The 21,716-nt window shown below is 58.2% G+C and carries 16 protein-coding genes; 4 read left to right on the plus strand and 12 right to left on the minus strand.

From position 1 onward, the window contains the following. The first annotated feature begins 25 nt into the window (after nucleotides 1–25). Nucleotides 26–2,101 (plus strand): TonB-dependent receptor domain-containing protein, encoded by a 2,076-nt coding sequence (locus H7F20_RS01480; RefSeq protein WP_185784379.1) that lies wholly within the window; start codon nucleotides 26–28, stop codon nucleotides 2,099–2,101. Nucleotides 2,102–2,204: 103 nt separating this feature from the next. On the opposite strand, the gene H7F20_RS01485 is transcribed toward H7F20_RS01480, so the two are convergent. Together H7F20_RS01485 and H7F20_RS01490 are read right to left on the minus strand one after the other, a co-directional pair. After that, the gene (locus H7F20_RS01485) at nucleotides 2,205–3,758 is read right to left on the minus strand and encodes a glycine--tRNA ligase (RefSeq protein ID WP_185784380.1); all 1,554 of its coding nucleotides are present in this window, start codon (nucleotides 3,756–3,758) and stop codon (nucleotides 2,205–2,207) included. 38 nt (nucleotides 3,759–3,796) lie between these two features. Beyond that, the gene (locus H7F20_RS01490; protein ID WP_185784381.1) at nucleotides 3,797–4,693 is read right to left on the minus strand and encodes a hypothetical protein; all 897 of its coding nucleotides are present in this window, start codon (nucleotides 4,691–4,693) and stop codon (nucleotides 3,797–3,799) included. 44 nt (nucleotides 4,694–4,737) lie between these two features. Between H7F20_RS01490 and H7F20_RS01495 the strand changes: the two genes are divergently transcribed. Next, a complete protein-coding gene (locus H7F20_RS01495) occupies nucleotides 4,738–5,439 on the plus strand; it encodes a ComF family protein (RefSeq protein ID WP_255443945.1) in 702 nt (233 codons plus the stop codon). 51 nt (nucleotides 5,440–5,490) lie between these two features. Then, complete coding sequence (locus H7F20_RS01500; protein ID WP_185784382.1) at nucleotides 5,491–7,110, plus strand: Ig-like domain-containing protein; 1,620 nt, start codon at nucleotides 5,491–5,493, stop codon at nucleotides 7,108–7,110. Here H7F20_RS01500 and H7F20_RS01505 read toward each other — a convergent pair. The 4 genes from H7F20_RS01505 to H7F20_RS01520 form a co-directional block, all read right to left on the minus strand. Continuing rightward, nucleotides 7,094–7,864 (minus strand): nitrilase family protein, encoded by a 771-nt coding sequence (locus H7F20_RS01505; RefSeq protein ID WP_185784383.1) that lies wholly within the window; start codon nucleotides 7,862–7,864, stop codon nucleotides 7,094–7,096. The two genes, H7F20_RS01500 and H7F20_RS01505, sit on opposite strands and share 17 nt — an antisense overlap. A 10-nt stretch (nucleotides 7,865–7,874) precedes the next feature. Next, a complete protein-coding gene (locus H7F20_RS01510; RefSeq protein WP_185784384.1) occupies nucleotides 7,875–8,351 on the minus strand; it encodes an ankyrin repeat domain-containing protein in 477 nt (158 codons plus the stop codon). A 120-nt stretch (nucleotides 8,352–8,471) separates the two neighbouring features. Next, a complete protein-coding gene (locus tag H7F20_RS01515) occupies nucleotides 8,472–9,815 on the minus strand; it encodes a DUF5689 domain-containing protein (protein WP_185784385.1) in 1,344 nt (447 codons plus the stop codon). 32 nt (nucleotides 9,816–9,847) lie between these two features. After that, nucleotides 9,848–12,595: a hypothetical protein gene (locus H7F20_RS01520; protein ID WP_185784386.1), complete on the minus strand. Its 2,748-nt coding sequence runs from the start codon at nucleotides 12,593–12,595 to the stop codon at nucleotides 9,848–9,850. Between the two features lie 98 nt (nucleotides 12,596–12,693). Here H7F20_RS01520 and H7F20_RS01525 point away from each other — a divergent pair, with 98 nt between their 5' ends. Further along, nucleotides 12,694–13,758, plus strand: coding sequence for an endonuclease/exonuclease/phosphatase family protein (locus H7F20_RS01525; RefSeq protein WP_370588455.1), 1,065 nt, complete (start codon nucleotides 12,694–12,696; stop codon nucleotides 13,756–13,758). 17 nt (nucleotides 13,759–13,775) lie between these two features. On the opposite strand, the gene H7F20_RS01530 is transcribed toward H7F20_RS01525, so the two are convergent. From H7F20_RS01530 to H7F20_RS01555, 6 genes are all read right to left on the minus strand, one after another. Then, nucleotides 13,776–14,366, minus strand: coding sequence for a DUF1080 domain-containing protein (locus H7F20_RS01530; protein WP_185784387.1), 591 nt, complete (start codon nucleotides 14,364–14,366; stop codon nucleotides 13,776–13,778). Between the two features lie 11 nt (nucleotides 14,367–14,377). Beyond that, the gene (locus tag H7F20_RS01535) at nucleotides 14,378–14,815 is read right to left on the minus strand and encodes a hypothetical protein (protein ID WP_185784388.1); all 438 of its coding nucleotides are present in this window, start codon (nucleotides 14,813–14,815) and stop codon (nucleotides 14,378–14,380) included. Between the two features lie 108 nt (nucleotides 14,816–14,923). After that, a complete protein-coding gene (locus H7F20_RS01540; RefSeq protein WP_185784389.1) occupies nucleotides 14,924–17,635 on the minus strand; it encodes a TonB-dependent receptor domain-containing protein in 2,712 nt (903 codons plus the stop codon). Between the two features lie 170 nt (nucleotides 17,636–17,805). After that, nucleotides 17,806–19,443, minus strand: coding sequence for a glucose-6-phosphate isomerase (gene pgi / locus H7F20_RS01545; RefSeq protein ID WP_185784390.1), 1,638 nt, complete (start codon nucleotides 19,441–19,443; stop codon nucleotides 17,806–17,808). Then, nucleotides 19,424–20,740: a peptidoglycan DD-metalloendopeptidase family protein gene (locus tag H7F20_RS01550; protein ID WP_185784391.1), complete on the minus strand. Its 1,317-nt coding sequence runs from the start codon at nucleotides 20,738–20,740 to the stop codon at nucleotides 19,424–19,426. Before H7F20_RS01550 ends, pgi begins: the two co-directional genes overlap by 20 nt. 5 nt (nucleotides 20,741–20,745) lie before the next feature. Continuing rightward, entirely contained in the window at nucleotides 20,746–21,711 is a 966-nt protein-coding gene (locus tag H7F20_RS01555) for a tryptophan 2,3-dioxygenase family protein (protein ID WP_185784392.1), read from the minus strand. Nucleotides 21,712–21,716: the final 5 nt, after the last annotated feature.

Consider the following 21,716-nt stretch of genomic DNA (forward strand, 5'->3'; position numbering starts at 1 on the left):
GTATCTTTGAGGGCAACCCCCGTATATGAAACATATCCTTTTCCTCCTGGTTTTTTCAACGGTCTGCCTGGCTTACGGCCAGGACCAGCCCAGGGATTCGGTCATCGACCTGAACGAAGTGATCCTTCAGGTGGAGCGCACCCGGGAATCCCCCCTTGGGCTGACCCCGTCCGAAGTGGTGACTGCCCGGGCGATCCGGCAGCAGAACCCCGTGGATTTTGCCGGGACGATGAACCAGGTGCCCGGGGTGTATTTCTTGTCCGGGGCGCTGAACACCAACCGCATCACCATCCGGGGGGTGGGGGCACGTACCCCCTTTGGCACGGACAAACTGAGGATGTATTTCAATGGGATCCCGGTGACCAACGGCACCGGGGTTTCCAGCCTGGAATCCTTTGACCTGGAAAACCTCAGCAGCATCCGGGTGGTAAAGGGCCCCAAATCGGCCGCATATGGAGGGGCGCTGGGAGGGGCGCTGCTGCTCCGCTCCGATCCTGCGGGACAACCCGGGACCCAATTCCGGACCCGGACCAGTGTGGGCTCCTATGGCCTGTTTAAATCCAATGTCGCCCTGACCCACGCAGACAGTACGGTAAGCGCGGAAATCCGCTACAACCGGCTGACCACCCAGGGCTACCGGGAGAACAATGCCTTCCAGCGGGACGGCCTGCTGCTGAACCTGGGGATGGATGCCGGCAGGCGTCACCGTTTGAACCTGCTGGCCAACTACATCGACTATTCCGCAGAGATACCGAGCTCCCTTAACCGGACCGATTTTGAAACGGACCCGACCCAGGCTGCCTTTACCTGGGCACAGGCCAAGGGTTTTGAAGCCAATAAATACACGCTGCTCGGGCTGTCGGACCACTATGCCCTTAGCGGGAATACCTCCCTGGTAACCAGCGTGTTTTTTAATTACCTCGATCACTACGAACCCCGGCCCTTCAATATCCTGGACGAATTTACCTTTGGGTTCGGGTTGCGGGCGGTTTTGGAAACCGGATTCCGGATCGGGGACATGCCTGTGCAGGGGCGGCTCGGGGCAGAGCTTTACCGGGACGAATATAGCTGGGGCACCTACGAAAACCTGTACGAGGACAACGCCGGGCAGGGGAGCCTGCAAGGGGCACAAATCAGTCGGAACAAGGAGTTCCGCAGGCAGGACTTTCTCTTTGGCAGCCTGGATTGGGAGGTTTCCGAGGCCATTGGGATCCGGCTGGGCCTCGGCCTGAACAATACCCGTTATGACTTCCGGGACCGGTTCAATAAGGGGCCGGATAACCGGTCTGCCGGGCGCGACTTTGACCCCATCCTGCTGCCCAGCCTGGATATGCGGTATACCTGGCGGGATACCTTCTTTTCGTATCTGAATATCAGCCGGGGGTTCAGCAACCCGAGCCTGGAGGAATCACTCAGCCCTGAAGGCCTGATCAACCCCGACATCGGGCAGGAAAAAGGCTGGAACTACGAAGCCGGCCTCCACTGGGAGTCGGTGGATTCCCGGATGCAGATTACGGCAGCCCTGTACCGGATGGAAATCCGGGATTTGCTGGTGGCCCAGCGGGTAGGTCAGGACCAGTATATCGGGAGGAATGCGGGCAGTACCCGTCACAACGGGATGGAAGTCAGTTGGGAATACCGGTTGCGGCCGGGACGGGATTTTACGGTTACCCCCTTTGTTTCCTACACATTGAACGCGCATCGCTTCCGGGAGTTTACCGACCAGGACCGGGACTATTCCGGGAACCGGCTCACAGGGGTGCCACGGAACCGGTTGTATTCAGGTATCCGCCTCAGCGGGGATGCCGGGTGGTACCTCAACGGCAGCTACCAATATGTGGATCCGATTCCCCTGACCGACAGCAATTCCGTCTTCAGCGACGCTTACGGCCTGGTCAACCTGCAGGCCGGGTATAACTGGGCACTCGGCAGCCGTTTCCGGGCGGGCCTGGAGCTCGGGGTCAACAATTTGCTGGATACGCTCTACGCAAGTTCGGTGCTCATCAATGCGACCGGTTTCGGCGGTTCTCAGCCGCGGTACTACTATCCGGGCAACAGCCGGAACTACTACCTGGGCGTGTTGGTGGTGGGGCGGTTGTAAGGTGCGTTTGCAGTTGTGAGGTGAATTGGCGGTTGTAAGGTGCGTGCGGGTTCCGGGCAGCATCCTCCCGGACCGTACGCGCCCTTGCAAAGACTTTCCGTGATCAGGAGACCGCCTCCATCTTCCGGAGCCATTCCTTCATATCCACCGCTTTCCCGATCCGTCCCGAGAGGCTGTCGATCGCCACCCGTTCCTGCTCCATACTGTCCCGGTGGCGCAGGGTAACCGTTCGGTCTTCAAGCGACTGGTGGTCTACCGTGATGCACAGGGGAGTCCCGGCCGCATCCTGGCGGCGGTAGCGCCGGCCCACGGCATCCTTTTCATCGTATTGCACGCTGAAGTCCCATTTCAGCGTATCGAAGATCTCCCGGGCGAGTTCCGGCAGGCCGTCCCGCTTGATAAGCGGTAGGATTGCTGCCTTTGTCGGCGCCAGGACAGCCGGGAGGCGCAAAACGGTGCGGCTATTTCCGTCCCCGAGATCTTCTTCCTGCAGGGAGTGGGAAAAAACGGCCAGGAACATGCGGTCCAGGCCAATGGAAGTTTCCACCACGTAGGGCGTATAGTGTTCATTCAGGTCCGTGTCAAAGTACTGCAGTTTCTTGCCTGAGTACTTTTCGTGGTTTGACAGGTCAAAATCGGTGCGGGAATGGATGCCTTCCAGTTCCTTGAAGCCAAAGGGGAAGCGGAATTCGATATCGGCGGCGGCATCGGCATAGTGGGCCAGCTTCTCGTGGTCGTGGAAGCGGTAGTTCTCGGCGCCCATCCCCAGGGAAAGGTGCCATTTCATGCGCGCATCCTTCCAGTATTCATACCATTTCTGCTGTTCGCCCGGACGGATAAAGAACTGCATCTCCATCTGCTCGAACTCCCGCATGCGGAAAATGAACTGGCGGGCGACGATTTCGTTCCGGAAGGCCTTCCCGATCTGGGCAATGCCAAAGGGGATCTTCATCCTGCCGGATTTCTGCACGTTCAGGAAATTCACAAAGATCCCCTGGGCCGTTTCGGGGCGCAGGTACAGGTCCATGGCCGAATCGGCGCTTGCCCCGAGTTTGGTGCCAAACATCAGGTTGAATTGCTTGACGTCCGTCCAGTTCCGGGACCCGGAAACCGGGCAGGTGATTTCGAGTTCCTCGATCAGGGCCTTCACATCGGCCAGGTCCTCTTTTTCGAGGGAGCGGGCCATGCGTTTGATAATAGCGTCCGCCTGCTCCTGGTATTTCACCACCCGGGGATGGGTGGAGACAAACTGTTCCCGGTCAAAGGCGTCGCCAAACCGCTTGGCGGCCTTGTCCACCTCTTTCTCGATCTTGGCCTCCAATTTGGCTACATACTCCTCGATCAGGACATCTGCCCGGTACCGCTTTTTGGAATCCTTGTTGTCGATCAGCGGGTCGTTGAAGGCGTCGACGTGGCCGGAGGCCTTCCAGGTGGTGGGGTGCATGAAGATGGCGGCGTCGATGCCCACGATGTTCTCGTGCAGCTGTACCATGGCCTGCCACCAGTATTCCCGTATGTTCTTCTTGAGTTCGGCCCCGTTCTGGGCATAGTCGTAAACGGCGCTGAGCCCGTCGTATATTTCACTGGACTGTACGACATACCCGTACTCCTTTGCGTGGGATATGACCCGTTTGAAGTCGTCTTCTTGTTTTGCCATTGGGCAAAAATAGAATATTCAGGGAAATTGCCGGGGTATTACTTCAGCTCAAATTCGGTGGTGCTGAGTAATTTTTCGTCTTCGAAAATATTCAGCGTGTAGATCCCTTCCCGGAGGGAACCTTCGGGGACGGTGATAAAATCGCAGACGTTGAGCTGTTCGCCCACGTAGATAAGCTCCACCCGCTTGCTGTAGATGTTGCCGTTTACGGATACAATGTTCGCATTGTCCTCGATCACGCCCATGTCCGGGCCCAGGAACTGGAAGTAGAGTACCTTTTCCTCCGCTCCGGCGTTGGGATCCGATTCGATGGTGATACAACCCCGCAGTTTTTCGATGGTGGAAGCCTTGTTTGTCTTGATCGGACGGCCGCTGCGCAAACGGAAACCACTCCCCTCCGGGTTTTCCAGGGAGAGGTAACTCTTGCGGCGGAGCTCCTGGCTCAGCTGCCGGTTCCTTTCACGCAGGAGGGCTTCGGCCTCCGCCAGGCTGCTGCTGCGCCCCCGGAGTTCCTCGATCATCCGGCGGGTTTCCTCATATTTCTCGGTGATTTGCAGGTTGTTGTACTGCAGGTAGTTGTTGCGGAGTTTGATGCTGTCGTAACGTGCTTCCAGTTTGCGGAGTTCCTTGCGATATTCGCGGAGCTTGGCGATATCGTAGTTGAGTTGGCCCACGGAGTCCAGGAGGCTCTGTACCCGCTGGCGGCTGTCCTGCAGTTCGATTTCGTTTACCTCGTTCAGGGCGGAGAGGCGGTCTACCTCAGTGCGCATCAGCGTCAGGTCCTTGACCAGCAGGCTCTTTTCCTTCTCAAGGTAGCTGATTTCCGTCTGGGATTGGGCATAGCTGTAGTAGAACGCGATCAGAATCCCGAGAATAACGGCCACCAGGGCCGCGAAGATAATCTTGTAATTAAATGTATTCTCCTGGAGATTCATTCAGAGCAAGCTACAGTAGGTTAACGTTTTGTACGGCGTAAATAATGCGTGACGAATTATCAAAAATACTAAATGACCTAGAGACCTTCCTGCTACCCGGGCGGTGTTTTGGATGTAATGCGCACTTATATCGGGGAGAGCGCCTCCTTTGTGCGTTTTGTCGGGATGAACTGCCGCTGACCGAGTACAATTTCTGCTTTGAAAACCCCGTAGACCGCCTATTTTTCGGACAAAAGGAAGTTGAAAAATCCGCTGCCCTGCTCTTTTACCATCCCGGAGGGCTGGTGCAGCGGCTGACCCACCAACTCAAATACCAGGGACGGGAGGAGCTAGGGGACTTTTTCGGGGAGTGGTACGGGGCCCTTCTGGCCGGGGAATCCCTCCTGCGGCAAACCGACTGGGTGTTTCCCGTTCCCCTGCACCCCCGGAAACGGCGCCAGCGCGGATACAACCAGTGCAGCCGCCTGGCAGGGCAGATTGCCACCGCACTTGGGGCCCGGTATTCGGAGGGGTTCCTGGTGCGCTGCAAGCACAACCCGACCCAGACTGCCCGGGGCCGCCACAACCGGTACAAAGGCATCCGGGGTGCCTTCTCCCTGCGAAACCCAGCGGAACTCGAGGGAGCCCGGATCCTGCTGGTGGACGATGTCATCACCACCGGGGCTACCCTGGAAGCCTGTTGCGAGGCCTTTGCCCCAGTTGAGCGGAAACGCCTGTTTATCGCCGCCCTGGCAACGGTTCCCTAGTTTCCCGTTTCACCAATTAGTTGTTTCTTTGCAGTTCATCAATCCCCGGCTATGGAAATGGTCCGTCGCCTTACGGCAGCCCTTTTTGTGCTTTTCCTTGTACTGGCGCTCATTCAGTGTGGCCGGCGCGGGACCCCCAGCGGCGGGCCAAAGGACGAAACGCCCCCGGTCCTGGAAAGGGCCGAACCCCCCAACCGCACCACCAATTTCGACGCCGAAAGGATCCGGCTGTATTTTGACGAATACATCCTGGTGGAAAACCTGGAGAAACAGCTGATTATTTCCCCCCCGATGAAGAACCAGCCGGAGATCACCCCCCTCGGCAATACGGCGAAATACCTGCAGGTGGTCATCAAGGATACGCTCCTGCCCAATACCACCTACACGCTGAATTTCGGGCAAAGCGTGGTGGACAACAACGAACGGAACCCCTACAACCTGCTGACCTATGTGTTATCCACGGGGGATTATATCGATTCCCTGAGCCTGACCGGCGTGGTGGCGGATGCCTATAACCTGGAAGCAGACCCCTTTATCAGCGTCATGCTCTACGAGCTCGACAGCGCCTACACGGACTCCACTATCTACAAGAAACCCCCGTATTACCTGACCAACACCCTCGACAGCGCGGTGATCTTCAACCTGGAAAACATGAAGGCGGGCCAGTATAAGCTCTTCGCCCTGCAGGACGCGGCCAAAGACAATGTTTACAACCCGAAAGCCGACAAAATCGGCTTTATAACGGATACCATCACACTGCCCACGGATTCCACCTACCTGCTTACCCTCTTCAGGGAAGTATTGCCGTACGGCGTGCGGCCCCCCTCCTATGCCGCCGACAACCGGGTCCTTTTCCCCTATACCGGGAAGGAAGCCCCCGAAATCGAGCTGGTCACGCCCCTGCCGGACAGCGTACGCACCCTGGTGGCTCCGGTCGCCGGGAAGGACAGCCTGAATTTCTGGTTTACCCCCTGGGAGCCCGATTCCATGGTATTTGCCTTGCGGCATCCGCGCCTGCCGGAACAAGTGGATACCTTTTCCGTAAAACCCCTGAATCTGGCCCCGGACTCCCTGAGGGTATCCTGGTCCAGCCGCGGGGGGATTACGCCCCTGGATTCCGTATTCCTCGAGGCCAGCCTGCCCCTGGTCGGGGCGGATACCACCCGCCTGGAACTGACCGATCAGGACACGCTGCCGGTCCCCTTCAACGCGCGCCTGGATACGCTGCGCAGCAGAATGTATATCGACTTTGCCAAAGAGCCTAGAAAAACCTATAACCTGACCGTCCTCCCGGGTGCCCTGACGGATTTTTTCGGGGATACCAACGATACCCTGACCACCCGGTACACCATCGGCAGCCAAAACGAATTCGGCACGCTTCGGCTGCAGCTGGAAGGTGCGGTTCGCTACCCGCTGGTGGTGGAGGTGACCGACCGTTCCGGGAAGGTGCTTCGAAGCCGGTACCTCAAGGAACCTTCCCCCCTGGCCTTCCCCTGGCTGAAACCCGAGACCTATCGGGTACGCGTGGTGTTCGACGAAAACGGAAATGGGAAATGGGATACAGGGAATTACCTGGAAAAACGGCAACCGGAGCGGGTGGCCCACTACCCGGCACCGATTGAGCTCCGGGCGAACTGGGAAAAGGTGGAAACCTTCACCATCCGGGAGTAAACGCGTCCCGGTCGTTTAAAAACCGCAGCTGCCTGCGGGTGTCCAGCAACGCTTCCCGGTTGAGCCGCACCCGGACCACCTCTTCCTCCTCTGAATACCCGAGTGTTTTTCCCAGGCCGTCGTAAACAGCGGTATGCCCTACATAGCCCAGGCCATTCGGGTCGGAACCCAGGCGGTTTACCCCAAGCACAAAGGCCATGTTCTCAATAGCCCGGGCCCGCAACAGCGTATCCCAGGCCGCAATGCGCGCCTCCGGCCAGTTGGCTACATAGATGAGTGCGTCGTAATCGTCCGTGTTCCGGCTCCAGACGGGGAACCTCAGGTCGTAGCAAACCTGGGGCCTGAAGGCAAAGCCCCGGAATTCGATACGGAGGTTGCGGCTGCCCCGATCGTATACCTTGTCCTCCCCTGCCAGGGTAAAGGTGTGTCGTTTGTCATACGTATGGTAGTTGCCGTCCGGCTCCATAAACACAAACCTGTTGAAGTACCCGGCCTCGTGGGGCCAGACCAGACTGCCCGCAATGGCGGCATTGGCCGCGGCCGCTTCCCGCTGCATCCACTCCAGGGTTTTCCCGGCTTCTTCCCGGGGGAGGTGATGCGGGTCCATGGTGAACCCGCTGCTGAACATTTCAGGAAGCACGATCAGGTCGGTCGCCCCCCGGAGCGGCTCTATCAGGGCGCTGAACCTCAATCGGTTGGCCTCCGGGTTCTCCCATTCAAGGGGGCTTTGTACAAGTGCTACATCCAGTTGCATGGGCGGGGACTCAACTGTTTTTTTCGAGCATTTCGGCCAGGGCGGCCTGACCCTGCTTGCGGGCGTGGTCCAGTGCGGTTTCGCCCCGCGCATCGATGGCGTTGACATCGGCCCCATTCTCGACCAGCAGGCGGGCAATGGCTTCCTGGTTAAAGGTCACGGCAAATATCAGGCAGGTAACCCCCATCCCGTTCCGGGCATTTACGTCGGCCCCCGCGTCGATAAGCAGTTTGGCGGTCCCGGCGTACCCTTTGAAACACACTCCCATCAGGGCGGTATTGCCCGAACCGTCCTTCTCGTCGATGGGAGCCCCTTTTTCCAGCAGGTAGCGAACCACATCCTGCTGGTCGTAATAGGCGGCAAGCACCAGGGGCGTGGAACCCCGCTGGTCCCGTGCATTGAGCAGCCCGGGGTCATCCGCCAGGGCCTGCCGGACGGCAGGGAGGTCCCCCGACCGGATTTTTTCGAAGAATTTCGTTGTGTCCATAGGCTCAAAAATACGCAATATTGGAAAGTGACGCGCCCCGATTCCCGTATTAATCCGGGCTGGTCCTATCCCGGTTGCCCGCCCCGGGAATCTTTGGCCGCTTCCCTAAGGGGACCCCGGTCAGGCACCGGCCGGATGGCTGCCAGGTGAAAAATCCCCGGGGGCCGATTTCGGCTGGTTTTCCGTACCGTTGCCCCCGCTATCGTTGTAAATAAGCCATTCCGAAGGATCAAATATCGGGTTGGCTTTTAATACCCCGGGCCGGCGGATCGCACCCCCATCCTCAAATTCGTGGGTAGTACCCGTCCCATCCTCCCCGGGCACCCCGAAGATGTCCACCACTTCCCCAAAGGGATCCATGAGCAGGAGGGTATCATCCCCGTTCGAATCTGCGGGGCCGTTGGGCGGCAAAACCGCATCCGGGGACATCCCGTAGGTAGCCAGGAAGGTATCCGGGTCGGCCGAAAACACCAGGGTGCTTCCGGGTTCGATACGCATACCGCTCAGGTCTGCGGGTCTTCCGGGCTCCGTATTTGCATTTGTATAGCGCAACAGGCTCCAGCCCTTAAGATCGATGGCGCTTTCACCGGAATTGTAGATCTCGATAAACCGGGCCCCGGGTTCATTATCCGGATCGGCTATTTCGGAGATCAACAGGTGCTGCGAGCTCACCGGGGGATAGCGCTCTGTGCACGGGGGGGATGTCATTTCCAGGTCGGAGGCATAGCGCAAAAGCAAATGGTAATCCGGGGCTTTCCCAAGCAGGATCCCGGTGGCTGCTCCGCTGCCCCCCGGCAACAACTGATCCCTGAAATCCGCATAGCCGCTGTTGACCAGCCCCAACGGCGTCCCCGTACATCCGGAAAGCGGCACCAGGGTTTCAACCCCTTCTTCCGCATAGGTTTTCCCTTTATACTCCGCTGCGACCTCGACATCCTCAATGCGCACCAGGGTATGGACCAGGGTGGAGTCCAGGCCGTCGGCGTAAACGGCCCTGGGTGATACCGGGACGGGATCCGTGCATCCGGGGATGAGTCGCTGCGAAGTGGCCAGGGCCGGCAACCGGTCCAGTACGGGGTTGCCGAAAACTTCACGCACCGTGCCGATGGCGTAGCCAAAATCCTGTTTCCCCAGGTAGAGTCCGTCCAGAAACAGGCGTACCCGGGTCCCGGGCGGATACAGCGCGCCTGAACCCACCAGGTCCGTTTTTAGCGCTACCCCGTACCGGGGATCCTGTGCGCGGTCCTGCAGGTAGATACTGCCAAAGATATTCCCCTCCCCGTCGGAGGATATGACCACGCCTTCCAGGTAGCCGTCCGTGAGGAGCTCCGTAGGCATCCCCCGGTACAAGCCCAGCAGTTCGCCGAATTCGATTCGCGGTGCTTCCATTTCGGTACAACCATAGGTTTCCGGCCTTTCCGGCTCTTCCGGGGTACACGCGGACAGGATTTGTGCCAGCGCCATTAACAGGAGTATCCGACTCCCCATTTTTCTCACTATAAACTCCATGTGATGTTCAGATAAAACGTTCTACCATATCCATACCAGTGCCGGGGTCCGAAAGACGGATGGCCGCTTTGCTGGTCCTGAAGGAAGTCAGCGTAATTTGCGAGCCGGCCCTGTTGGTAACCCCCTGTTCGATGCACCGTGTCGAAGACATTGTTGACCCCGCAGAATACCCCTATATAATTCCTCCCGAACAGCCAGGATTTTCCAATACTTACATTGAGCAGGTAATATTCGGGAAGGGGACGTTGCCTTCGGATTTCCCGGATAATCGGATCGGTTGTATGCAGCAGGTCCCCGGACTCGGGGTTGCGTCTAAAATCCTGCACAAATTGGAGGAAGGGCAGCCCTTCATACTGCCGCCCCAGGTAATTTGCCCGGATATCGGCCCACCACCAGGAAGGGTCCCGGTACCGGATCCCCACGGACCCGGCCAGGGCGGGACCGGATGCCAGTTGCAGGTGGTCGATGCTGGCAGCCCCGGCATTCCATTCCCCGCTTAAAGGCAATTGGGTGGGCTCCCGGGGGTCCGGGAAGTAATACATTCGGACCTGGGGATTCCCTGAATAGGAGAAGCCCCCCGCGGCCAGTGCCAGGGTAGCTGTCACAGCGGGACTGAGCACGAGGTCCAAACCGGCCTCCAGGCCCCGGTGCAGGGATCCGATCCCGTGGACCGCTTCCCGGAAAAAGGCAGCGCCCAATGCGGTTTCGGCGAAATATGACCGGAGGGACCGCTGTCCGGAAAGCCGGGCATAATACAGCGTGATCCGCCCCCTGACTGCAGGGTGCCGCAGCAGGTAACTCAGGGACCCCCCAATGCTGCCTTCGGCGCCTTCGGAGGGGAAGGGGCGGTTATTTTCCCGTGGATCTGCAAAGGCAAGTGCCGGTTGGGGGGGTCGGCGGGCATGACTGAAAACTACTTGCAGCCAATGCCTTCCGGAAATCCGGTACCCCAAACCGGCCCGGGCCAGAAAGGACGGGTGCCCCTGGGGTGTCCCCTCCCCAAGAGACTCCTCCGGGTACCGGGCATTCCGGAAAAGCCCCGTCCGCTGATACCGGGATGTCCCGGCCCCGAGAGAAGCCCAGCCTTCCCAGGGACCGGATTGCCCCCGTAGCTGGAGAAAACCTTCAAGGACACGGATGTTTAGCCTGTAGGAGTATCCTGCTGTGGCCCCCCTTTGCTTTTCCGGGGATCCCTGCAAGTCATTGCGGGTTTGGCTGAACGGGTCCGTGTCCACATGGTAGGTTGCCCCGAGCAGGTCCAGGATTTCCTGTCCAAAATGCCCGTCCTCGGCAGCAAGGCGAATACCGGCACCGGCCTCCAGTTGTCTGCCCGCCTTCCAGGCGACAGTGCTCCTGAGGTTCCATCGGGAACCCCGGTGGAAATCCCCTGACAGCAGATAGTTGCTGCGCCCCTGGTGGACCGGGTTCCGGTTGGTGCGGAACACCTGTGGCCAGTCCAGCTGGGGGGCCGCCTCAAAAGCGCGGCGCGCAAGGTTCGCATTGGCGTAATTTACCCCTGCCGGGCTGTTGTGGTAAAAGGAGGGCAGGTTCCGGTAATACGACGGGTCCGGGTTGGCCGCGTCCATGTACCCGAGCCGCGTACGCATCCGGTCAATTCCCTGATAGCCGATTGCCGTCTCCCAGCGGAGGTGTGTGTCCAGGTATTCGTGGTTTAGAAACAACAGGGGTTCCCTGTCAAGGCGCCTGCGGGAATTCCGCAACTTGCCTTCCGACCACCCCCAGGAAGGGTTGTAGCGGGGCCCCTTCAATTGGGCAATTTCCGGGGTTACCGCAACAGATTGTCCGCGGCGGGTATCGGTAAGCAAGCCCCCAAGGCGAAAGGAATGCCCCGGTTTTGGTTTCCACTCCAGACAGGCATACATCCCCACGGAGTTGTAGGGCGTACCGCGGACGTACCCGGAAGCCCCTTGCCGCCAGCCGACCGAAATCAAATAGGCCAGGCGGGAATCGGTGGGTTCCGAATTGAACGTAGCCATCAGGCGGGTGCGGTAACTCCGGTTACTCGCCGAAGCAGTCAAACGAACCCCCTTGCGAAGAGCAGACGGATAGGCCCGCAGCCCGGTGATCCCCAACAACCCGCCGGGACCCATCTGGCTGTAGCCCAGGCCCGGTACGGCTTCGCGGCTCCTGGTAATATCGGTAAGCCCCCCCAGGCTGCCCCAGGAGGGCCGGCTGTCATACAGCCCGTTCATCGGGATGCCGTTGAAAAGCATCGTCCCTTCCCGGGAATCCAGGCCCCGCAACCTGAAGAAGCCCGCGCTGAAATCGAAAGAAGCCCGGTTGAGGAATACATCCTGCCTGGCCTTCAACAGCGGATAAGCAACATCCGACTCCTCCCCTTCGTCCGATTGCTCCCCGGAAAGGAGTACCAGATCCGCCTCCATATCCCAGCTCGTTTCGGGCCGCAACCATATAACTCCGAGATCGGTAAGCCCCTGGGCGATCCCGGAAAGGACCAGCTGCCTGCTGTGGTATCCCTCCTTATCAAGGGCCAGCCGAAGGCTATCCATATGCGTGTACAGCTGGAACCTGCCATCACTGCCACTTTGCAAGGCCAGGGTCCCGGAAGCGTCCGAAAGCCGTACCCCGGCCATCACTTCCCTGCTTTGCTCGTCCCGTATCTGCCCTACAACCTCGCGATCCTGGGCGGTAAGCCACGCGGGCATAGCCATTCCCAGCATATAAAGTATCAGCAGGCACCTTTGCTTTCCCATCCCCGGTTTTATTCCATTCCAGCCGCAAGTATATCCCCACAGGCTGCAGAACCCCTGCATCCCGGGGGCTTACTTTTGATCCCGAATTACTATTGCCCGTGAAATACCTGCTACCGTACTTTTTTGCCGGCTGCCTTTGCCATGGGTGTCTCCGCCCGGGGCTTCCCGTATCCGAAATTGAGCCGGATGCCGGCATGTACCGGATCCGTACCCTGGCCTTCTACAATGTGGAGAACCTGTTTGATACGGTAAACGATTCCCTGACGGCAGACGATACCAGGACGCCGGAGGGAACCGACCAGTGGACCCGGGAGCGTTACGAGATAAAGTTGCGGCACCTCGCGCGCGTCCTTTCGGAAATCGGGCTGGAAACTGCCCGGAGGAGCCCGGACCTGATCGGGTTGTGTGAAGTGGAAAACCGGGGGGTGCTGGAAGACTTGCTCCGTCAGGATCCCCTGAGGAACAAGGGGTACGGCATCGTGCATTACGACTCCCCCGACCGCCGGGGCATCGATGTGGCCCTGCTCTACAAGAAGGCGTTTTTTACGCCGGTGGAGCATGTAAGCAGGCGCCTGCTCCTTTACGACGAACAAAATCGTCGCAGGTATACCCGCGACCAGTTGCTCGTATACGGCATGCTGGATGGGGAGGGGATTTACCTGTCGGTAAATCACTGGCCTTCCCGGAGCGGGGGGGAGGCCGCGACCAGGCAGTACCGGAAACAGGCCGCCGCCCTGCAGCGGAAGATCCTGGATTCGGTTCTAAGGGAGGACCCGTTTGCCCGTTACGTGGCAATGGGCGACTTCAACGACGACCCGACGGACAACAGTATCCGCTATACCCTGGGAACCCGGCAGGTGCCGGACAGCCTGGAAGCCCGTGACTTCTTCAATCCGATGGAGCCCCTTTTCCTTGCAGGTAGCGGTTCCCTGGCCTACGGGGATATGTGGAACCTGTTCGACCAGGTCCTGTTAAATGGAAATTGGTTTGCGGATACCACCGGGTACCGGTTCTGGAAAGCCCGGGTATTCCGTCCGGGATACCTGCTGACCCCTTCGGGGGCCTACCGCGGCTATCCCTTCCGGACCTATGCGGGGGGCACGTACCAGGGGGGATACAGCGATCACCTGCCTGTCTATGCCTTCCTGCTCCGCGAAGATTGAAGTTTGGAGGAAACGGGTTAATCCATCTCGTTCACCACGATGTTGCGCCACTTGACCTTGATGCCGCCCCCGTCGTGGATCTGCAGGGCAATGGAGCCTTCCCCTTCGCCGATCTTCTCGTCGGTGAGGCTCACCATCTCCACCCCGTTGAGCCAGGAAGTGAGCTGGTCGCCGGATACCAGGATTTTCATCGTGTTCCACTCGCCCATTTTCACGTCGGGCTTGCCCGCCTCGGGCTTGATAAGCCACCCGCGGCCATAGGATTCGTATACGCCTCCGGTGTCGCTCCCCGGGGGAGCAACCTCCACCTGCCAGCCGGAAACCCTGGTGCCGTCCACGGTGGAGCGGATAAAGACCCCGCTGTTCCCGTTGGCTTCCTGCAGGAATTCCAGGGTGAGCACAAAGTCCTTGTAATGCTTGTCGGTAGCCAGATAGCCGTAGCCTTCGTCCGGGCCGCTCTCGCAGATCAGCAGGCCGTCCTCCACGTACCATTTTTCGGTCCCGTAAACGGTCCAGCCAGTCAGGTCCTTTCCGTTGAACAATTCAGTTTCCTGGGCGGTTACCGGCGTGAAGGCCAGCGCCAGGAGGAGGCAGTAAACGTATTTCATGGTGCGGTATTTTAGTTAAACCAGTTGTTCCAGGGGATGCGGCTCAGGATCAGCACCAGGCCCAGCCCGTAAAAAATCGCAATGCTCTTGAATTTGCCCTTTCCATCCAGGAATTTTTTATGCCGCGACCAGCCGACGGTAACCAGCGCAATGGCCACGATGTTGATCAGCGGGTGCTCCAGGGCCAGCAGGCGTGCGGCCGAATTGAGCCCCCCCATGCCGAGTTCGCTGATGGCCTTGTAGCCATTGGCGGACACAAAATAGAGCAACAGCCCGATGAGTAGCTGGATATGGCAGATAATGAGCGTAAACAGGCTCAGGCGGAGGTCCTTCCCCATGGTGAAGATCCGGTTCTGAACCAGGCCGGTTATCGCATTGCCAACAGCCAGGAAAAGCAATGCCAGGGCTACATAGGCGAGGTAGGAGTGGACGGTCTGTAAGATTTCCATTTGGGTGGTTTTCGTGTAAAGGTATCACTTTTTGGCATAAAAAAACCCCGGCGTTTCCGCCGGGGTAACTGCTGATTCCGTCGCGCCGGGGCGCGCCGTTCCTTTTGTTCAGAAGTTAAAGCGCAGGCTCGCGTTCCAGGTGCGGCCGAAACCGAAGTATACGCGGTTGGCGGTGCTGATTCCCTGGAAGGTATCGTCGCCGGGCTGGGCGAAGATATTGGTATCCGATTCTGCGATATACACCTCGTCGAAAACGTTGTTGACGTTCAGGCGGAAATCCATGGTGCGGCCCATGAAGGGCAGGCTAAAGCTGAGTCCGGCGTCCATCAGCCCGAAAGAGGGCAGTTTCAGGGCGCCTTCCTCACCCACGTCGGTGGCATCAAAAGCCGCATAGAGGTTGTCTGCAAAGCGATAGCCCGCATCGATGCTCAGGTTGTCGAGGATCTTGTAGTCGGCCCCGATAAAGGCGGTGAACTGGGCTGCATCGCCCACCTTGACACCGTCGAGCGGCAGGATCTCCTGTTGCTCCACGCCCCCGATTACGATGGGCTGGTTGTTGGCGTCAAAATAGGTGGCATTCACGTCGTCCTGGTATTCCCAGTTGCCGATGGAAATCATCCCGTTAACCGTCAGGTCGGCAGTAGGCATCAACTGGGCATCCACTTCCACCCCGGTGTGCACCTGGGTAATGCCCAAAAGGTTGGCGCTACCGCGGATTTCATCCGGCTCGCCGGCATTAAACGTGGCGGAAACCGCCTCGAACCGGTCCTTCCAGCTGGTGCGGTACAGGTTGACGTTGGCACGGAAAATGGCGCTGCGGTAGCCGTAGCCGAGCTCAAACCCGGTGATCTTCTCATTGGTGAGGTTCGGGTTGAGTTCGTTCGAGAAGTTGATGTAAACTGCATCGAACAGGGGCTGCTTGCTGTAGTAACCCGCATTGGCAAAGATGTTGTGGTTTGCATCGATGTTCCAGTTCACTCCTCCTTTTACGTTCCCGCCCAGGATATTTTCATAATCCGTCTTGGCCGGGGGTACTTCCAGGAAGAATTCCTCCCGGGCAAAGCCCTGGTTGGAAAGAGATCCCTGTACAAATCCGACGATGTCCTCGGTGAATTTATATTCGACCTGGCCGAACACGCCCAGCCAGTTTACCAGGCCGGTGTTGTAGTAATCGATCTTCTCCTCGTCGTCGATGTTCCCGAATACCCACCACGGCTGGCCGGCACTGTAGGTTTCAAAGAAGAGCGGGTTCGGGTCGTTGTTCAGGTTATCGGTCTGCAGGTAGGCGTCCCCTCCCAGCAACGTGTTCACGCGGCGGTAGTGGTACCCCTTGTAACGACGCAGGTCGATACCAAAATCAACCGTCAGCTGGTCGGTAAACTGGTTGGACAGGTTGGCCAGTACGCCATACCAGTTGTGGGAGTTGACAGAGGCGCGGCGCGAAATCCCGTTGGCCAGGGAGCGGTCCCCGTTCCCCTGGTTCACGTACAGGCCGTCAGTCTGCTCCCGCTGGACGATGCTGCAGTCGAACAATACGGCGGCACCGCTGTTAAAGGCGCGGATGCGCTCCACGTCCACCAGGCCGTTGGCGGTCTTCCAGCGTCCGTCAAACTGACGGGCACCAGCTGCGCGGCCAATTTCCCCGGTGCCGCCACCGCGTCCGAAGGAGGCATAGGTGGAAGTTTCCAGGGTGGACACCTCGTTGATGTCCCAGGTCCAGTTCAGGCTGATGACCGGCTTGTGGTAGAAGTTCCGGCGGAAGCTGAATTCCTTCCCGTCCAGGTATCCCCAGTCGCTGTTGTAGCGGCGGTCCGGGTCCACCCCGTTGTCGCTGAACCGGATGTAGTCGGCAATAGAGGGGGCAAAGTCACGCTGGTGGTGCCACTGGGGCGCCCCGGTCACCATGAATTCCAGGTTGTGGTTGCCGGTGGTATAGCCCAGCCCCAGGTAGAAGTTATAGCCTTCGAACTGGGTCCCGTCCGCATACATGCTTCCCGCGGTGCGGCTCAGCAGCAGGGAGGCGGAGAACCCATTCTCAAGGACCCCGGAGGAATAGGAGGCAATCGATTTAAAATAATCGTTGTTCCCTACGGTTGCCCCGAAGGAACCGCCCTCGCGCTGCTGGGAACTCTTGGTGATCACGTTGATGGTACCCCCCACGGACGAAATGGCCAGTTTGGAGGATCCAAGGCCCCGTTGCACCTGGATGGCAGAGGTTACGTCCGAAAGGCCCGCCCAGTTACTCCAGTAAACCTGCCCGTTTTCCATGTCGTTTACCGGGATACCGTTGATCATCACGGCCGAGTTGTTGGTGTCGAATCCCCGGATATTTACCCGTGCATCCCCGAATCCACCCCCGCTTTTGGTGGCGTAAATGGAAGGGGTTGTATTCAGGATCTCAGGGAATTCCTGGGAACCCAGTTTTTCCTGGATCTCGGCTGCTTTAATGGTAGATACGGCCACCGGGGTTTCCCGGTCCCTGGCGATATCCTGTACCCCTGTCACGACGACGCCCTCGAGGACCTCCACGTTTGGCTGCAGGGTGATGGTCCCCAAATTGGCCGATCCCGTAAAAGGAACTTCCTGGGGCATAAAGCCGATATAGCTTACCACAAGGATCCCGCTGTCTACACTTGCCTCGATGGTGAAGTTCCCGTCGAAGTCGGTGGAGGTTCCGTTAGTGGTCCCCTTCACGACAACGGTGGCACCGGGCAGGGGCCCGCCCATATCCCCGTCGCCGACGGTACCTGTCAGTGTTGCCTGTGCAAATGTGGCTGCCGCAGAAAAAACCAACAAAAAGGTCAAGAGAAATTTTTTCATGTTCTGTGTTATTTAGGTTTTCAAATGTGGTGCAAAAGTGGCGTACAAATTGCACCTGGGCATTAAGGGAACGTTAAATTCCACTATGCAAATTTAACACAAAACGAAGTTAAAAATACCTGATAAGCAACTAGTTATGGAATCATTTTAACAGTTGCGGATTTGGTGATTTAACTCTTAAAATATTGCAGAAGCTGCGTTGTGGAGCCGTCGTGATTGCCAACTTGATCACCTGTGAGCTCCCTGAGGATATCGGAGGCGAGTTGCTTTCCGAGTTCCACTCCCCACTGGTCATAGCTGAAGATATTCCAGACGACCCCCTGAACAAAAATTTTGTGTTCGTACAGGGCCACGAGCGACCCGAGCGTCTCGGGCGTAAGCCGGTCGATCAGCAGGGTATTGGTGGGCTTGTTCCCCTCGAAGACCTTAAAGGGGAGCAGCTTCTCCAGGGCCTCGCCTTTCATTCCCTGCGCCTCGAGTTCCCGGCGCACGGCTTCCGGGGTCTTCCCGTTCATCAGGGCCTCGGTCTGGGCAAAGAAATTGGCCATCAGTTTCAGGTGGTGGTCCCGGTCCCCATGCAGGGAGTGGCGGAAACCGATAAAGTCGGCAGGGATCAGCTTGGTGCCCTGGTGGATGAGTTGGAAAAAGGCGTGCTGGGAATTGGTGCCGGGTTCCCCCCAGATAATCGTACCCGTTTCGTAGCCTACCCGGTTGCCGCCGCGGTCAACGCTTTTGCCGTTGCTCTCCATAATACCCTGCTGCAGGTAGGCCGGCAAGCGGTGCAGGTATTGGGTGTAGGGGATGACTGCTTCGGTTTCGGCCCCGTGGAAATTGTTGTACCACACGCTCAGCAGTCCCAGTACTACGGGGATATTGTCCTTCATCGGGGTCTCCCTGAAATGGACGTCCATGGCCCGGGCGCCCCGGAGCAGCGATTCAAAATGGTCGAATCCCACGGAAAGCGCAATGGACAGGCCCACGGCGCTCCAGAGCGAAAACCGGCCGCCTACCCAGTCCCACATGGGGAAAACATGCTGGTCCGCAATGCCGAATTCGTCGATTTTTTCGGTGTTGGTGGATACGGCGGCAAAGTGCAGGGCAATATCCTCCTGCCTGGCGTGGCCAAGGAACCATTTCTTGATGGTCAGGGCGTTGCTCAGGGTCTCCTGGGTCGTAAAACTCTTGGAGACGATGATGAACAGGGTGGTTTCCGGGTTGAGCTTCCGGAGGGTTTCATGTACGTGGTCCCCATCCACATTGCTCACAAAATGCATGCGCAGGTGGTTGGCGTAGAATTGCAGGGCTTCGGTGACCATAACCGGCCCGAGGTCCGACCCGCCAATCCCGATGTTGACCACATCGGTGAACGGCTTTCCGGTGTAACCCTTTTTCTCCCCATCGATGACCGCATCGCAGAAGGCGCGCATATGTTCCTTAACCCGGTCCACTTCGGCCCCTATCGGTTCCCCGTCAATGGCAATGCCCGGTTCTGCCCCGTTCCTCAGGGCGGTATGCAATACCGCACGGCCTTCGGTCTGGTTGATGGCCTCGCCCCCGAAATAAGCATCCTTTGCTGCCTCAAGGCCGCAGGCCTCTGCCAGGCCAAACAAAAGGCCGAGGGTTTCGTCCGTGACCCGGTTCTTGGAGTAATCCACAAGGAAGTCGTTCCACCGGATACTCATCCGGGCAGCGCGTCCCGGATCCTTTTCAAAAAGGTCCTTCAGTTCGTCCTTATGGGTTTTCCCGTAATGTGATTTGAGTTGGTTCCATGCCTGGGTTGTGGTCGGATCAATTTTCGGAAAGGGCATGTTCGGGTTGGTTGTATGTTATGAATTCATCGCTTTCCGCAGCCGGCTGGCCGCCTTCCAGCGGGATGCAGTCGAGTTGCTCCTTAAGCGGGCCGATATAGCGGAAATACTCCGGCTGTTTGGCCTCGGCCAGGGGTTCGGCCCTGGGCAATTCCTCCCGGAGCGGGTCTACCTGCCGCCCGTTTTTCCAGAAGCGGTAGCACACATGGGGGCCTCCGGTATTCCCGGTCATCCCGATCCAGCCGATTACATCGCCCTGGCGGACATAGTCTCCCCTTTTGACTTTCTGGGCCTTCATGTGCAGGTACTGGGTGCTGTAGGTGCCGTTGTGGCGGATCTTCACGTATTTGCCGTTCCCTCCCCGGCGGGTGGATTCGGTAACCACCCCGTCGGCAGTGGCCAGGATGGGCGTGCCAATGGGCGCTGCATAATCCGTCCCCCTGTGGGGCCGCACCTTGTAGCCATAATACCGGATCTTCCGTTTGAGGTTGTAGCGGGACGACAGCCGGCCAAAGCGGATGGGCATGCTCAGGAAGGTCCTGCGGAGGTTTTCCGCCTGGTCGTCGTAGTATTCCCGGATGTTGAGGGAATCGTTGTGGTAGGAGAAGGCGTATAGCGGCCGGCCGCCGTGCTCAAAGTAGGCCGCCTTGATCGGCCCGGCGCCGGCGTACAGGCTGTCCTGTATGTATTTTTCGTCAAAGATGATCCGGAACTTATCCCCGGCGTCCAGTTTTGAAAAGTCCACGGTCCACGCGTAGACCTGGGACAGGTCCAGGGTCACCTGGTAATCCACCCCCAGTTGGTCGATGACCATGGACAGGGAACCGCCATCGGGGATCACCCCGGCAACCTCACGCTCCCGGTAGGAGACCGGGCGCTTCTCCTTGTAGGCCACGGCAGAATCCCGGAAATCCACCACGGTATAGTTGATGGGGTCGTCCTGGTAGATAAAGACCTGTGCCGCCTGGGCCGTGTCCTTTGCCTTGAGGATCAGGTAGGGTTTACCCACCCGGATCCGGCGCACATCGAAGGAATCCCGGTATTTCTCTGATATCTGCGCGATTTTGGGATACTCCACCTTGTTGGCGATCATCAGTTCCCCAAAGCTGTCACCCCGGCGGATGGTATCCGCGACCACGTGGAAATCATTCAGGTTGAAACCGTATTCCAGCCTGGGCTGGAGTTCGGCAATCAAAGGTTCCGGAGGTCCGGCTTCGGGCAGGCCCGTCTCGGAAGATTGATCCTTGCAGGAAGCCAGCACCAGCGCCAGCCCCAAAATGCCCCAGAAAATGCGCATAGTCTTTAGGTCTGTTTTTCGGGGTTCAGGTGGTGTTCCACCCACTGCTTGCCCCAGTTTTCCAATGTTTCCTTATCGTGAGCTTCCGGGAAGAAAACGATCTTCTGGAAACTCGGAGGCAGGAAGGACTTCCAGTTGGTCCCCCCGGTAGCCTCAATTGTTTCTTTTTCCTTGTTCAGATACCGGTATGCAGAGCCCATGTGCATCAGCGGCCAGTTCACGTTTGCATTGATATCCATCTGTTGTAACGCGCCGGTGAGTGCTTTAGTATTCCGCAGCTCCGGTGGCAAATTTAAGTATTTATGGTATATGGTGTTGTCTTTGACCTCTTTCGCGATCCGGATAAAGCGCGGGGTATACCGGTACTCAAACTGTTTAAGGGTCAGCGTCTTCTCCCCCGTCTCCTTGTCGGTGGCCCCCTTTTTCCAATAAATCATCTCGTAAAGTTCCTCCAGGGACTCCTTCCCGGTGAGGCTTTTCCGCTGGGGTTGATATACCAGGTTCTCCAGGGGCGTGGCGTACAACTCGATCATGCGGTACTGGGCAGACTGGAAACCGCTGGCGGGCAAGAGCGCCATACGGTAACGCAGGAACTGTTCCCTTTCCATGCCGCGCACCATGATGCTGAAAGAGGAAATCAGCGCCTTGTAATAGTTGTTGATCCGGTTGACTTTTTCCGTAAAAAACCCGATGTCCTGGGATTTGTCGTCCACGATCTGCCGCTCCTCGTGCAGGATGAGCTTGAAATACAGCTCGGTGATCTGGTGGTACATGATAAAGATCTCCTCATCCGGGAAATGGGTCCGCGGTACCTGCAGGCTCAACAGCGTGTCCAGGTGGATGTAGTCCCAGTAGGTAAGGTAGCGCTGGTAGAGGAGGCCGTCGAGGTAGGAGGCGAGGTCCTGGCCGGAATCCCTGTACTTGGCTTCCAGTTTACGGATTTGGGACTCGGTGCGGTCGTCGTTCTCCATTGATA

Origin of the sequence: Robiginitalea sp. SC105 (genome assembly GCF_014243345.1) — a bacterium.
GTDB lineage: Bacteria > Bacteroidota > Bacteroidia > Flavobacteriales > Flavobacteriaceae > Robiginitalea.